This is a genomic window from Parabacteroides sp. AM08-6 (assembly GCF_003473295.1).
GTDB lineage: Bacteria > Bacteroidota > Bacteroidia > Bacteroidales > Tannerellaceae > Parabacteroides.
In genome coordinates this window covers 52759-69357 of record NZ_QRMP01000001.1, presented here as the reverse complement: position 1 = coordinate 69357, position 16599 = coordinate 52759, and the positions used below count along the sequence as shown (strand labels likewise).

General features: G+C 43.0%; 8 protein-coding genes. 5 read left to right on the top strand and 3 right to left on the bottom strand.

All coding sequences use genetic code 11. The features are described from left to right. Window positions 1–27: 27 nt before the first annotated feature. Window positions 28–1122, top strand: a complete 1095-nt coding sequence (locus DW103_RS00270; RefSeq protein WP_122273940.1) for an alginate lyase family protein — start codon at window positions 28–30, stop codon at window positions 1120–1122. Between the two features lie 262 nt (window positions 1123–1384). Here the strand turns inward: DW103_RS00270 and DW103_RS00265 are convergent, their stop codons facing one another. Further along, complete coding sequence (locus DW103_RS00265) at window positions 1385–1894, bottom strand: glutamine synthetase (protein ID WP_122273670.1); 510 nt, start codon at window positions 1892–1894, stop codon at window positions 1385–1387. Window positions 1895–2289: 395 nt separating this feature from the next. On the opposite strand from DW103_RS00265, the gene DW103_RS00260 reads away from it, so the two are divergent. After that, complete coding sequence (locus DW103_RS00260) at window positions 2290–3957, top strand: formate--tetrahydrofolate ligase (protein ID WP_122273669.1); 1668 nt, start codon at window positions 2290–2292, stop codon at window positions 3955–3957. Between the two features lie 72 nt (window positions 3958–4029). Here the strand turns inward: DW103_RS00260 and DW103_RS00255 are convergent, their stop codons facing one another. Further along, window positions 4030–6558 (bottom strand): glycoside hydrolase family 9 protein, encoded by a 2529-nt coding sequence (locus tag DW103_RS00255; RefSeq protein ID WP_122273939.1) that lies wholly within the window; start codon window positions 6556–6558, stop codon window positions 4030–4032. Window positions 6559–6823: 265 nt separating this feature from the next. Here DW103_RS00255 and DW103_RS00250 point away from each other — a divergent pair, with 265 nt between their 5' ends. From DW103_RS00250 to DW103_RS00240, 3 genes are read left to right on the top strand one after another with little or no spacing between them, the layout of a single operon-like run. Then, window positions 6824–8572: a glutamine--tRNA ligase/YqeY domain fusion protein gene (locus tag DW103_RS00250; RefSeq protein ID WP_122273668.1), complete on the top strand. Its 1749-nt coding sequence runs from the start codon at window positions 6824–6826 to the stop codon at window positions 8570–8572. Between the two features lie 5 nt (window positions 8573–8577). Beyond that, window positions 8578–10017 (top strand): CDC27 family protein, encoded by a 1440-nt coding sequence (locus DW103_RS00245; RefSeq protein WP_122273667.1) that lies wholly within the window; start codon window positions 8578–8580, stop codon window positions 10015–10017. Window positions 10018–10019: 2 nt separating this feature from the next. Then, window positions 10020–10928, top strand: coding sequence for a DUF368 domain-containing protein (locus DW103_RS00240; RefSeq protein WP_122273666.1), 909 nt, complete (start codon window positions 10020–10022; stop codon window positions 10926–10928). Between the two features lie 108 nt (window positions 10929–11036). Here DW103_RS00240 and DW103_RS00235 read toward each other — a convergent pair whose 3' ends face one another. Next, on the bottom strand, window positions 11037–16565 hold the full coding sequence (locus DW103_RS00235; protein WP_122273665.1) for an alpha-2-macroglobulin: 5529 nt from the start codon (window positions 16563–16565) through the stop codon (window positions 11037–11039). Window positions 16566–16599: the final 34 nt, after the last annotated feature.

Below are 16599 nucleotides of genomic sequence, written 5' to 3'. Positions count from 1 at the left end.
TTCAAATTTAACGGTTCCCGGGCATTGATGTTTCATTTTAAACGGAATGACAAACATCCGTTGGCCAAACGAACATTCATACATCCGGGAATGTTGCATTCCTCATCCGAACTAAACTTTTTGAAAGAAAAAGTAAATGCAAAGACAGAACCCTGGATATCGGCATGGAATGAATTACGTGAATCGCCGGCTGCTCAACGATCGTATAAAATGGCACCGCAAAACCACGTAGCACGCGGTCCTTATAATAAACCCGACATTGGAGCCACGGCTTTCATGAAAGATGGAGCCGCAGCTTATACAATGGCCCTTCAATGGATTGTCTTGGACGACCCTACTTATGCAGAAAAAGCGATAGAAATTATAAACGGCTGGTCACAAGCACTCGATTCCATAACCATGGGAGATCGCAAACTGCTGATAGGAATGGCAGGTATTCATTATCTCAATGCTGCAGAAATAATAAAACACACCTACAAAGGCTGGCCCGAAAAAGAACAAAAAGTATTTGAGTCCATGATATTGAATATATGGTATCCGGTTATCCAGGATTTTCAACCAAGCTATAACGGAAATTGGGATGCGGCCATCGGACAAACGATGTTATGCATAGGGATCTACCTTGACCGGCATGATATTTTCGACAGAGCATACGAACATCTTCTCAAGGGAAATTCGAACGGATCCATTGCCTATTACTTTATGCCCAACGGACAATGCCAAGAAAGCGGACGCGACCAGTTCCACACACAAATGGGGCTTGGCTTTTTAAGCGCAGCAGCCGAAATTGCTTGGAAACAAGGATTCAATCTTTACGGAGCGTACAACAACCGTTTGGCTGCCGGATACGAATATACAGCCCAGTATCTATCCGGAGCAGAAGTTCCTTATGTACAATATACAAACTATAAAGGGGAAAAAGTATTCGGACCGGAAATATCCCCCAAAGGCAGAGGAAAATATTCTCCGATTTACGAACGAGCTTATCATCATTTTCACGATCGTATGGGTCTGGAGATGCCTCATACAAAGGAAGCTCTCAAAAATAGTAGAATCGAAGGACTCGGACAATCTCATATGTCATGGAGTACATTGATGAATGCCGCCTATCCTCCCGAATAGCATAAGTTTACTTTAGGGATATCCCTACTAAACTATTTGGGGCGGAAAAAGGATAAAAGTATAAAAAATGAAGAGTAAAGACTAGTGAAAGATTGGTTTACTCTTCATTTTATATAAAATAGAAACATTTACTGAATATCCCTAAAAACAGGACAGCAAAAGGAACAAGACCTGAAAGCGAACGCCAAATTTGTGACGATTTACATGAGTGAGAAAGATTGTCTAAATAAAATGAAAAGGGGAAATCCAACACTTCAAAACATCATGCCAGACATATTATCTCATTCAATCTGTCAATATGGAAACGAAGTGTGTCCAAATACGGCATCACGGAATTATGATACATCACTGCTTTCAAATGAGCATCCTTCATTTTACCGGTATTACGGTTAGCTTCACGCACTTTACGGGTATTATAAAGTATACCGGCGATATGGCCGCTAATCTCTTCCATCATCTTATTCCCTTCATAGAAAATAATCTCAGCCTCATCGGGAGCATAAACCGTACTCGCTTGAGAGATAGCGTCTAACATTGCCATTTGACAAGCACCAGCCTGCGGAATTAGTTGATGAATCACCTGATGGCATAGTGAATGAGCTTCCTGCTGCTGACGCTTCAAGGTAGTCTCCCATTTCGTTTCCTGCTCGTCTGAACAGTTTTCCTTAACAACCGAACGGGTCCCGAAACATTCTGATACCATTTTTAACCATGTTTCCGTTTCAAACACTTTTGCCGCAATTCCTACTAAACTAAATCTGACTGTTGACATAATCCATATCTCCTTCTTAAAGTACTACAGAGTTGTTATTATTGTTTTATGCTTTCTTTTTATCACACGAAACCTTAATATCGATTTCATTTTATCATAATCACGATGCAAAATTAATCAAATTATCACACCACAACAGATATATGTATTATTTTATAATTCTTTAAGACAAAAGATTACTAAATGCGCACATTTTGTCAAGTCCAGTTAGCAAAAACACAACAAAACATCATATAAGCATTACAAATAAACAGTCAAAGCTCTCTTTTTATATCATTTGCCAAACTGTTACAAGTTTTACCCTCTATTCAGAGTCACACAACTATACAACCTTGCATTTTGTTATAATATAGAAATTTATTTACTTTTGTTTCCTTATAAAACTTACATAAAGCATGAAATCGGACATAGAAATTGCAAGAGAAGTCTCTCTGCGTAAAATAAAAGAAATTGCGACAAAGCTCGGAATCCCACGCGAAGAAGTACAAAACTATGGCAGATATATTGCCAAAATACCTCTCCATTTGATTGATGAAGCAAAAATCAAACAACACAATCTCATTCTTGTAACAGCCATTACCCCGACAAAAGCAGGTATCGGAAAGACAACTGTCTCCATCGGTCTGGCCCTCGGATTAAATAAAATAGGGAAAAATGCCGTAGTCGCTTTACGCGAACCGTCACTCGGACCATGTTTCGGAATGAAAGGGGGAGCTGCCGGAGGTGGTTATTCGCAAGTTTTACCCATGGAAAATATCAATCTGCATTTTACAGGTGATTTCCATGCTGTTACTTCCGCACACAATATGATTACAGCTTTGTTGGATAATTATATTTATCAGACTCGTAATACATGTGAAGGACTGAAAGAAATCAAATGGAAACGTGTATTGGACGTCAACGACCGCAGTTTGCGTAACATTGTTTCCGGGCTTGGGGGGACAGCTAATGGCATACCTACGGAAACAGGTTTCGATATTACACCGGCCTCTGAAATCATGGCCATTCTTTGTTTGGCGACAGACTTGGAGGATTTGAAACGCCGTGTCGGTAATATTCTGCTGGGCTATACGTATGAGGACAAGCCGTTTACCGTAAATGATTTGGGAGTGGCCGGAGCTATCACCGTACTTCTGAAAGATGCTCTCCTCCCCAACCTGGTACAGACAACGGAAAATACACCTGCCTTTGTACACGGCGGTCCGTTTGCCAACATTGCACATGGTTGCAATTCCATCCTCGCAACTAAAATGGCACTGACCTACGGTGATTATGTCATTACGGAAGCCGGGTTCGGTGCGGATTTGGGAGCTGAAAAATTCTTCGACATAAAATGCCGGAAAGCCGGTTTACTCCCAAAGCTGACAGTTATTGTTGCTACGGCACAAAGCCTGAAACTTCATGGAGGTGTGCCTGAAAACAAAATCAAAGAACAAAACATAGAAGGTCTGCGAAACGGTTTTGCCAACTTGGATAAACATGTGGAAAACATGAAACGTTTCGGACAGGAAATAATCGTCACCTTCAATCGTTTTGCGACCGATACGGACGAAGAGATTGCTCTGGTTGCCGAACATTGCCGCGAACTGGGAGTCGGCTTTGCCATGAACAGTGTATTTGCAGACGGCGGTGAAGGGGGTGTTGAATTAGCCAAACTGGTAGTAGACACAATTGAGAAGAAACCGTCGGCTCCTCTCAAATATATCTATTCCGACCATGAATCCATCCGTACGAAAATCAAAAAAGTAGCCACGGACATTTATGGTGCTGCCTCCGTTGTTTATACAACCTTAGCCGATAAGAAAATCAAACAAATCGATAGTCTGGGTATCTCCCACTATCCTATCTGTATTGCCAAAACACAATATTCGTTCTCATCCGACCCGAAAGCTTACGGAGTGACGAAGGATTTCGAACTGAAAGTACGCGACATCATCATCAACAATGGAGCCGAAATGATAGTCGTTATCATGGGTGAAATCATGCGTATGCCGGGACTTCCGAAAGATCCGCAGGCAAAACGTATCGATATTGTAGACGGATTAATTGAAGGATTAAGCTGATAAATCCCGGATAAAGTAAAAGGAGCTGCCTATTTGCCGTAGACAGCTCCTTTCCATATCTGTTTTCATCAATTATTTCCCTTCCAATATCTGACGAGCGGCAAGAACGAGGAACATGTAATGAGAAGAACCGCCTCCCAGTACATATTCAGTTTGCTGCCATAAGAACGGGAAAGTCAACAATTCCGGGAAGTCCGGACGAATCAAAGCCGTACCCGAAATCACACCTCCCGGAATATAAGACCAATCCGCACGATTCAAGCCATAACCGACTGTTGCAGAGACAGCTCCAACACCTGAAGCAAAGGAAGCCGTATTCGAACCGGGATGGCATCCCAACACAAAATTCAATGCATTATAAATATACTCGGGACCGAACAAATCCGGATAGCTCTTATACAAGAAATAATGACGATACCCGAATGACTGAATATCCCATCCGGCTCCCCAGATATGAGGACGGTAAGGTATTCCATAAGGAGTCTCTCCTCCTTGCTTATCCAATTCTGTCGTGAACGAGGCCAAAGCTCCACGCACCGCTTTAGAAAATTCCGCATTATTCATTTTTGCATCCGCACGTCCTAAAAACCATCCGAAACGACCGATATTCTCTACGATATATTTCTGTTCCTTCAGCAAATAATCCTTATAACGGGCCTCTCCCGTAGTCAAGAATAATTCGACTGCTGCTTGTATTTTAGCCCCTTTTGAATAGGACTCCTCACGAGTAACATCAAACAATGCACGGGCTGCCTCCAAAGATTGCACGCTTAACGTATCGTTAAAATTCTTCAATACCCGGGAGATTGCTGCCAAATGGGCTGCCGTACTCAATTCACGGGAAGGATTATCCTCTGTAAATACCCAACGGTCATCCTTATTCCCTATAATATTATCAGTCATCGCACCCGCATCCCCTAACAGGACATATTGCCGCAGGTCATTACAAATAATGCCTCTGTATAAGCGTCCCAAAGCACGATAACCACCAACTACCGTCAAAGCACCATTCTCCACCTGCTGCAACATATCAGGTTTACCGTCCGGCTGGTGAATTTCTGTAATCCTTTTCGTCTGGTCGATAGATGTAGCATCGTAATTCTCATTAAAAGCCTCATAAGCCAAGGCCAAAATATAAGCCTCCCCACTTTGCGATTCCACGCGAAGGTCGAAATCTCCCGCATCATGCCATCCGCCGATATTCAGTCCGGGAACAACATCTCCCGGTTTATATTTGGTCATGGTAGAGGAACCTTGTGCATATCCATCTATATGATTCAACGTCGGAGCCATCCGGGCATCATCCATGTGACAGAAATCATGCCAGACCCTATATTTCTCATTCACACGCATATGACACATTTGGACCGGCAAGAAATACTCCAACACCGGTTGCCAAACGCCCCTGTCGTATATATTTTTAGCGATACGGAAAACAGATGACACGGATTCACCATAACGGACTTCGTACAATCCCTCTTCTTTCACGTCGGAAAAATCAAATTTCAGATAGTTGTAACGAAGAAACTGTCCCCAATCCGCAGGCTTGGAAGTAAGAACCAGTTTGGCCCCATCCGGTGTGATTTTATATAAATCGGCGGATAACCGCTGTGCATCCCGTTTATCCAATTCTATTACCGCTGTCTTGGGTTGAGCCGGATGATAACCGATTTGGGAAGTCTGGATTACAGGTTGGTAAAGCCAATCGTTTACCACATTAGGAGTGATAACCCATTGGATAGCCCCTTTTGTTGCTCCTGCAGGAACCTCGCTTCGCACAACAAACCATCCGTTATTATGATTCATCCGGCCGTCATATAGTTTTAACTCGGAAGTCTTGGACTCGATTGTAAAACGGTTGTAGGAATCGTCCGGCCGAACCGTAAACCGGCGACCCACTGCATAAGGAGCCGAGATTATATCATCTGCAATAATAGGGTTATAGCCGCCGGTTCCGGCTAAAACCTTCACATCCGCCACCCTTCCGCTTGGGGAGTCATACTGATTATAATTTCCCTGATGCTTATGCTTCGCTTGCACTTCAATGGTAGGGCCATTGGGTTGCTGCGGGAAAATACCACTTTCATTATCCATAATCCAAGGTTTCCCAAACAAAGCACCCGGGAATAACTCTAAATTGAACCCCACTTTACCGATAAAATCCTCAGGGACAGGACGGTCCAAGTCGACAGTCACGATAATCGAACCACCCTCTCCTTTCACATGCACCGTATAATTAAACTGCAAATCCGGATAAATCATAGGATTGAATCCGGTCATGTGGCGGGAGGAATCCGGATAGCTCAACCAGGCAGTAATTTGATTCGACGAAACATCTGCTTTCCGGTCTCTCTGGATAGGTACGGGTTGCCATTGCCCCGGCGTAGCTTCCAACCGGATATCTCCGTTCGTCGCTACCCGATGACCGTGCATGATTAGACAAACACCCCCCTGATGCCCTTCCGGATATATATCATCAAAGGCCATCACGTCTACTCCTTTATTCTGGAAATAACCGGAAGGACTAAGTTTGAACTCTTGCGCCTGAGAAAAAACACCCACAATCCCCAACGCTAAACTGAATAATAATTTACACCTCATACTTTTAGCATTAAATTTAAGCAATCATTTACATTAGCCTATCTGTCTCTAAACGTACAAATTTAAGAATTGTCCGGCATTTACCAAACAAATCCATCCTTTTTGATTAACCGTAAACAGCTAATAAATAAAGATACAACCACAAATTTATACCGTTCCATCTGTAATTGGTTACGGAAATATAATACCCAATCCGGATATTTCAGTAATTGCAATTAAATACATACCTTTGTCACCCTAAAAGAAACAACATTATAAGAGAAATATGAGCGATATCAAAACAAACGAAGAAGAAGGCAAAAAAAGCCTGAACTTCATCGAAGCGATGGTCGAGAAAGACTTGGAAGAAGGTAAGAACGGAGGACGTGTGCAAACTCGTTTCCCGCCCGAGCCAAACGGTTATCTCCACATCGGACATGCAAAAGCTATCTGCATGGATTTCGGCATTGCCGAAAAACATGGCGGCATTTGTAACCTTCGCTTTGACGATACCAACCCGGTGAAAGAAGACATGGAATATGTGGATGCCATCAAAGAAGATATTGAATGGCTGGGATACCATTGGGACAATATATATTATGCCTCCGACTATTTTCAACAGCTCTGGGATTTTGCCATCCAGTTAATCAAAGAAGGAAAAGCATATATCGACGAACAAACTTCCGAACAAATCGCAGCCCAGAAAGGGACTCCGACACAAGCCGGCATCAACAGCCCGTATCGCGACCGCCCGATAGAGGAAAACTTGATGCTGTTCCATAAAATGAACAGTGGCGAACTGGAAGAAGGCTCAATGGTACTGCGTGCCAAGATTGATATGGCCAACCCCAACATGCACTTCCGCGACCCGATTATCTATCGCATCATTAAAACCCCGCATCACCGTACCGGAGATAAATGGAAAGCTTATCCGATGTACGATTTCGCCCACGGACAAAGCGATTATTTCGAAGGTGTCACCCACTCGCTTTGTACGTTGGAATTTGTCGTACATCGTCCTCTTTACGACCTCTTTATCGACTGGCTGAAAGAGGAAAAAGACCTGAACGACAACCGTCCGCGCCAGACAGAGTTCAATAAGTTGAATCTAAGTTATACCCTGATGAGCAAACGTAATCTGCTCACGCTGGTAAAAGAGGGATTGGTAGACGGATGGGATGATCCGCGTATGCCGACTATCTGCGGTTTCCGCCGCCGTGGCTACTCACCGGAAGCTATCCATAAGTTCATCGATAAAATCGGCTATACGACCTATGATGCGTTGAATGAATTTGCATTGTTGGAAAGTGCTGTCCGTGAAGACTTGAACATACGTTCCACTCGTGTTTCCGCCGTACTCAATCCGGTTAAACTAATCATCACGAACTATCCGGAAGGACAGGTTGAAGAAATGGTAGCAATCAATAATCCCGAAGATGAAACAGCCGGTACACACACCATCGAATTCAGCCGTGAATTATGGATAGAAAAAGATGATTTCATGGAAGATGCCCCGAAGAAATTCTTCCGCATGACACCGGGTCAGGAAGTACGCTTGAAAAACGCATATATTGTAAAATGCACAGGATGTAAGAAGAATGATGCAGGAGAAGTGGTTGAAATCTACTGTGAATACGACCCGAATACCAAAAGTGGCATGCCCGATAGTAACCGTAAGGTAAAAGGCACATTACACTGGTTAAGCTGTGCACATTGCCTGCCCGCAGAAGTACGCCTGTACGATCGTCTCTGGAAGGTGGAAAACCCGCGCGACGAGCTGGCAGCCATCCGCGAAGCTAAAAACTGTTCCGCACTCGAAGCGATGAAAGAAATTATCAATCCGGACTCGTTAAAAGTGTTAAATGGTTGTTACGTCGAAAAGCATCTGGCTAACGCCAAGCCACTCGATTACTTGCAATTCCAGCGTATCGGCTATTTCAATGTGGACCGGGACTCTACTCCCGAAAAGCTGATATTCAACCGTACCGTGTCCCTCAAAGACACTTGGAGCAAACTCAGTAATAAATCAATGTGAGAAGAATGAAGAAAGAAGAGATTTTACGTCTGTTGCAACGCTACCTATCTAGCCATAAGGAAGGAAAAGATGCCTACTTCGATGCCGATGAGATAGACGAGCTATTGGACAGTTTTGAAGAATCTGAAGATTATACTTACTATGAAGAAGTCTTGGCCCTCGGGCTAAGACTTCATCCCGGTAATACTGATTTACAAATTAGGAAATGCAAGTTTTTTATCTACGAAGAGGAATACGAGAGTGCATTAGCCCTGATTGAAACGATAGCTGAAACCGAAAATATGGATTTGGATATTCTGCGTCTGGAATGTTATTGCATGCTGGACGCTTATGACCAAGCAATCGAATATACCGAGAAACTTATCCATGATGGATGCAACTACCTGGAATCCATATTCGAATATATCTCTCCTATCCTGAACGATGCGGAAATGTACAAAGAAGCCCAAGATTATATAACGCGTGGCCTAAAGCTTTTCCCTAAAAACCTGGTTTTGAAAGATGAGTTATGTTTTGTTCTTGAAGTTGAAGGTTATACTAAACAAGCTATTGAAATCTGCAACGAATTAATTGACAAAAATCCCTATTCATACGACTATTGGTCCACATTAGGACGCCTCTACTCTATGAATGCAGAATACGAAAAAGCAATCGAAGCATTCGACTTTGCCCTTACCTGCGATGATTCGGAAGACGAAATCAAAATATTGAAAGCTTTTTGCCTTTACATGAATGAAAATTATGAAAAGGCTATCGAAGTCTATAACGAAATCCCCATAAACGAGGAAAACAGCCAACGTATCATTCCGCTTCTTGCCGAATGTTACATCAAGCTGGAAGACTATCCAAAAGCATATACATTATTAACAGATATAGTCACGAAGAAAGGCAAACTTGAAGATGTCAATACTTACATCACCTATATCCGCAGTTGTGCAGAAATGGGATACAACGAGGAAGCGTCCAAAATGCTCCTCAAGGCTTACGAACTATATCCGAATAATATCCGCATCCTCTCATTATTGGCATTAGCATATATCGAACAAGGCTGTGACAAGGAAGCAATGGAAATAACGGACCGTTTATTTTTCGCACTCGACGAATCGGATGAAAAGAAAACAGAAGATTTTGAAAGTCTTTTCCATGCCGGACGGTATCTTTATATGAAGGGCGAAATAGATAAAGCTATTGAATACTACACTAAGGTATTCGAAGTACATCCTGATATGCCCTATATACACCTTCATCTGGCAATGGCCTACCTGGCAAAAGGAGATATGCAACATTTCGAAGAACATTATAGCCAGACTTCCCCTAAAGAATTAATCGATTATCTGGAAAAGTCCGGAATAAACTTCAAGGACCTTGTGGAAGAAACCCGGAAACATATCGCTCCTGAAGATTTAACAAAAGAATTCCTCAAAAACAAAGATAACAAGAATTAAAAATGCACAGAAATCTAAAAGACTATGGCCTATTGATTTTGAAAGGCATGGGTATGGGAGCGGCAGATGTCGTTCCCGGTGTATCCGGCGGTACAATCGCTTTTATTGTAGGTATCTACGAAGAATTGATTGATTCCATCAAAAGCATCAACGGAAGCAGCCTAAAACTGTTATTATCCGGGAAAATAGCCGCTTTCTGGAAAGCTATCAACGCTAACTTTCTGCTATCGATAGTTGGAGGCATAGGAATCAGTATTTTTTCACTGGCAAAAATAATTACCTGGCTGTTGACAGACCATCCTATTTTAGTTTGGTCATTCTTTTTCGGGTTGGTACTTGCTTCGACTTGGTTTGTATCGAAAGATATTAGAAAATGGAACTGGAAAACCGTACTTAGTTATATAATCGGCATCGCAATCGCTTTTTATATAACGGTAGCAACACCGGCGGAGACCCCGAGTAATTTGTTTTTTATCTTTCTCTGCGGGGCAATCGCTATCTGTGCCATGATATTACCGGGAATTTCCGGTAGTTTTATTCTGGTTTTGCTGGGGAAATACTTCTATATCATGGAAGCGGTAAAGACATTCAACATATCGGTCATGCTCGTTTTTATTTGTGGGGCGGTCATCGGTATTACCAGCTTTTCAAGGATTTTGTCCTTTGCCCTTCGCAAGTTCCACGACATCACGATATCCGTATTGGCAGGCTTTATGTTAGGCTCACTGAATAAAGTCTGGCCGTGGAAAGAAACAATCGAAACTTACACGGATAGCCATGGTATTGTAAAACCCCTCGTTGAGACCAACATCATGCCGAACCAATTGATTTGGGAAGCTGTCGGTTTGATGATTGTAGGCTATGCTATTGTATATTTCCTTGAGAAGCTTTCCACAAAGGGCGCAAGGTAAGTCCAGTGCCACAGTATTGGCACTGGAGTGTCATCGTAGTGGCACTGGAGTGCCAATACTGTGGCACTATTAAAGGGTAAGGAAGGAATAACCGGAAAACCAGTCTCCCTATTTTACTTCCACCGACAGACCTTCCGTATTAGCCCGTATCAAATAATCATACATAGCCTCGCAATAAACAGGAGGCAAGTAGAAACGGCCGGGATATACGGCGCAAAGGCTGATTTTCACCGTCACCTGCTTACCGGCAGGCAAATTATCGATATAGCTGTAAACCCGGTCGTCCCGAATATCCTGATAATTAACACCTGCAACTGTCGTATCCGTTACTCCGGCATTCAGATAACGGGTATTTAGAATCTCCCAACCGGCCGGAAAGACTTGAGAAAGAGCCAAATGATTATAATTCCGAGGTGACGGATTCTTGACTGTTACAGCCGCTATAAAGTTTGTACCTTGCGGTAAATCATTCACATCGACCGGCTGTCCGTTCATATCCATATAGCTGACAGCTAATGAGAGTCCGTTCGAATAGGCGGCCTCCTCCCCTTGTGCCGGAATACCTTCGGTGATAATGCGGGCAAATAAAGTAGCCTTACCGGTATTCTTCAACTCCAGGGCAGAGGATGAGTCAGCCTTATCTGCCAAAGTTGAAGCCCAGAAGTTTTGAGTCGTACTGACATTCTCTGTTTTTCCCGAATAAGTATAAGAAAAGTCCATTGTATCCGATACCTTATATTTCTGCATATAATCAGATAGAGCGACCAATGCAAAAGCTGTTGATTGCGTACTCAGCCATTCGTCCGACGACAAGACTTTCGATATTTCATTCGTCAGGGTAGCAGCCTCTTTGCTGTTATCCAATAAACAAAGTGTCATCAAGCGAATCGCGTTATCACGCAGACTACTGCCAAAAGTTTCATCATATTCGGAATAGTTATTCGCCAATACCGTTGTCTTCTCAATCAAGTCGTTCGCAACATCGCTTCGTCCTACCATTGCGTATGCTGCTGCCAACAGCCAACGGCTCATCGGGGTAAGCGACTCCATCTCTTTCAGGCGGTTCATCGCTCCCACTTCCGATGATTGCGCCAAGGCCAATACATATAAGCGATAAGCTTGCGCCATCTCCTCCGAACCGGCATAATAGGACTGTACCGGTTTCCAGTTTCGGGCAATACGCCGCAGATTATTCAATACGTCCTGTTTCATAGCACCCGGTATTAAATATCCCTTTAAGCCAGCCTTCAACAAGAAATGAGTCGCATAAACCGTTCCCCAGGCATCACTACTCGTCCCTCCCGGCCAATAAGAGAAGGCTCCGTCTACCGTCTGATAAGAGCGCAAACGCCGGATAACTTCTTTCACAGCATCTTCGGAGGATGTTTCCTGCAATTCTGTTAAAGCAGCAAACTCATTCAAATACAATTGCGGGAAACCTTTAGATACGATTTGTTCTAAACAACCATGCGGATAGCCCTGCAAATAAGATAATCGCATGGAAAGATTGACAGGCTGTACATCCGATATTTCGAGTGTCAGGGAATTCGTCTTATCCACTCCCGGCATCTTCACTGTTTCTTTCCAATTTTTGCCCGGTTCTAATGTTACCGGCAAAACTTTCACTTGCGGACGGCGGACAGACCGAATTTCAATATCTGTCTCATAGACCGACTTATCTCCCTTACAACTTGCTGTAAGGGTGACTTTTCCGGCTCCCGGCTTCTCTTTTACCCGAATACGGAACAAGGCCTGTTTGTCGCCTTTTGATGTGAAATTAAGCATCTGTGAAGCATTCCCCTGAATTTCCATATTCGGAGAACAAGAGATATTCACTTGTACATCTCCCACTCCATCTTCAGTGGCAAAAACTGTGGCAGGAACGACCATTTCTTCATCCGCCCCTATTACTCGCGGTAAAGTACCCAGCAACATTACCGGCTTACGAACCGGCACACTCTTTTCCGCATTCCCGTATGCACTGCCATTACCGGCAACAACCATCACTCTTACGCGACCGTTATAATTCGGCATCGTATAAACATGCCGCCGGCTTTCCCCTTTTTTCAACAAGAAAGGACCATCAAATTGCACAACCGGCTTGAAGCGGTTGACAATCGCTTTAGGCCCCTTATTCAGAGCGTCATCACCTCCGATGCTGAATATTTGTTCTATATGTCCGCCATAGGCTCCGACCACATAATTATATAAATCCCAAGTGCTGATACCTAATGCCTCGCGAGCATTGAACGCTTTCCACGGGTCAGGCGTGCGAAAATGAGTCAAATCCAGCAAACCTTCATCTACAATTGCCAACGTATAGGCCATTTCACTACCGTTTTTCTCGGAGATAGTTACTTCATATTTATTTTCAGGTTTAATCTCTGCCGGTATTTTAATAACCGGAATCAAATGACTTTCCGGCGAAGTCACCGTGAAAGGAACCACACCATACATGCGGATAGGCAAATCATTTTTCGTGATACCGTGTGGCTGCAACAAAGTGATATAGACATAAGCGTTAGGTTGCATCTCTGATGTTACATCTATTTTCACCGTTGTTTCCTTATCTGCACATTCATATTCGGAAACAGAAAGAATTTTCGTTCCGTTCTGAATACTTACAATCGCATGGCTGCCAGCAACAGATGGGAAAGTTACCACCATCTTTTCTCCCGGCTTATAATCATCCTTATCTGTTTTGAAAGTCAGCATGTTGGCGGCAGACGAACCGTCTACATTCCGTCGACCTTCGTTATATGGCCAGTCGAAATAACTCATAATACCGGTCGAATGCTTGCTATCCAGGTCTTTCACCTGGATAAAATAAGTACCCCAGTCACTTTTGCCAAACATAAGCGGGAACGTAGCAAGCCCGTCTCCCCCCGTACGGACAGTCAGTTTCTTAACCGGCTTATTATAGGAATCAGACACATAATTAGCTAATTGATTATCATCTGAACTCCACCACCAATACCAGGAAACTTTATATATATTCACTTCCAGTTCTGTTCCGGCAACCGGTTTTCCCTGATAATCGACAGAAGCAACTTCAAACGTATAATCTTGGTCTGTATTCAGTTGTTTCTTATCCGTTTGCGGAGAACGGATACCGGCATATCGTTTGTATGGTGAATAAAGCAACCGGTTAGCATCGATACTGAAATCACCTGACTCTTCATATACACGTGTAACAAAATTAGCCAGCAACATACCCGGAGCTGAAGCACCCACCTCGAAACGAGCTGGGATAACAGCATCACCAACATCGTTGGTTGTGCCGGAAACCAGTTTACTCTCCTCACTATTGAACACACAGGCCGGATTATCAAAGTGAAAATCCTTATAACCCGTGAAAGAAGTGGGAGTCGAAATAAAAGTACCTTGTATATCATATTTTAGATTACGAGCTGTAGCACCTTGCAACCATGCTACATGCAAACGAGCGTCCAACGGTTCGTCGCGAAGCACTTTTTCCGGCATGGTAAGATTTATCTTTAACCGATTCGGTTTTATAGACTCGATACGTATGCGTTTAGTAAAAGTCACGCCTCCCACACTTACATTCACATTCCAAGCTCCGGTCGGAGCATCCGCTTCAGTGGGCATGTCAAAGGCATACAATCCCTGTTCGCCATGTGTTTGTGTCTTACGCAAATACAATTGTTTCAACGGATTATAAAGTTCCATGATAACCGGATGATTAGCCGGCAATTTACCTACACGGTCGTTCAACATAAAACCAAGGTGAAGCGTATCACCCGGACGCCATACTCCCCGGTCGCCATAGATAAACCCTTTGATGCCCTTCTGGACAACCTCCCCTGAGACATCAAAAGAGCTGAGTGAAAGTGCCGAACCTCCGTCCACACGCAGATAAGAACGCTGATTGCCCAACGAAGCAATCAGATAGAACGGCTTACCGTTCTTCAAGGGTAATTTTACTTTTCCTTTATCATCAGTCGTACCCGAAGCCAATTGCTGATTCTGATAGTTATAAGCCACCACGTTTACACCCTGTTCCGGATGTGTATTCAATAGATTATGAACCAGCACCGTCATTTCATTATCTTCACCCGACATTGCTATCAATCCCAAGTTCGTAGCCAAAACATTTTTTCCGGCCGCAGATTTATAATAATAACTATCGGAACAAGGGTCATTACGCTCTAAATATTTATAATTAGACCAATCTAAATCACCATTATAATAATAGTAACCACCTTCATCAAAACGGTTACATTCTTCCCGGAATTTTATTTCATCTTCTGCCAGAATTTGTTCCTTAGATACTTTTTCGCCATTGGCACACGGATATGCGGAAAGCTCCTTATTAAAGGATAACTCGATACGATAAATAGCCCCAGGCTCCGGGTTCATCAAATCCCTAAGGTCTATCGCATAAGTGTTCCACCGAGATAAATCCTGTGTTCCGTCTTCATCCAGAAAAATTGTTTTTCTTGCCACCAAGCGACCAACACGCATCAAATCGGCTGTACCATCCAAATTATTAACTTGAAGAAATTGTCCGATGTTTTGTTCCAAGACTTTTATGACACGAACGACTACCCCTCGCAAATAAATAGCCTGGAAAGGAATCGTTAGTTGAGTTGATTGTGGTATTATTGTACCTTGCCCGATAAAACGGACATTCGGAAGTGCTTGGTTGATACTTATTTGACGAACTACACTCTCTTTCAAATTCAATCCGTTCTTACTGCGTATATTTTTAGCCAAATGTATGTTCAAAGCACCTTTACGCTGTGCATCAGGGTATAAACGGAGTTTATTACCGTCCACATTCACCGTCTCTGACTTATTGCCGTCTATATATGCCAATCCTTCCATATTCTGAGTCGCATCCAGAAGCTTCGTAAAAGTAACTTCTACATAACGTTCCGGTTCAGAAATATACTGTACATCATAAACATTGAAGTCGTTCATATCCGGTATATCCACAGAGAGAAGCTTCTCTTCCTTCACCCCTTGTTTGTTAGGTGCGACCGACAGAGAAAAAGCACGTGTCCCTTCTGTCCCTGCCGGTATATTTATCAAAGAGACCTGATGTTTCTTACCATCCGGACTATGTTGCCAGACCGCCTTTACTTTTTCAGAAAAACACACCAAAGACTCTACGGTCTCAGGCTGTTCCTTATCCGGCGTGAAAAGTGCACAAACCACATCATAACCATTCTCATTTTTCTCATTGATATCCATTGACTGTACATTAGCCCGTATGGCAAGAGGCAGAGTTGAAAATCCGAATTTAAAATATTTGTCTTTTTCCTTGGTATCGAACCATTTGGAGAAATCAACTTCTATCTTATAGTCGGTATTCCGTTCAAAGCCTTTTGCCGGCTTAAAGACAAGAGTCCGATTATTCTCAAACGAAAATTCACCCGCTGTTTCAGGCTTAATCTTTATCAGTTTTCCTAAATCAGCCTGTTTAAGCTTATCCGCAGACAATTCCTGGTTTAAAATCAGATAAACAGGAGTAAACCGGGATACTTGTCCGGATGTAAAGGCTTCCACATAAGGACTGAATGATAATTCCTCATCTCTATCGCCAGCAGAACTGCAACTGCCCAGTAAACCAAGGATGTAAAAGAAGCATAGGTAATAAATATATTTAGCCATAAACAGATAGATTTATAAACGGTCATCTAATTTA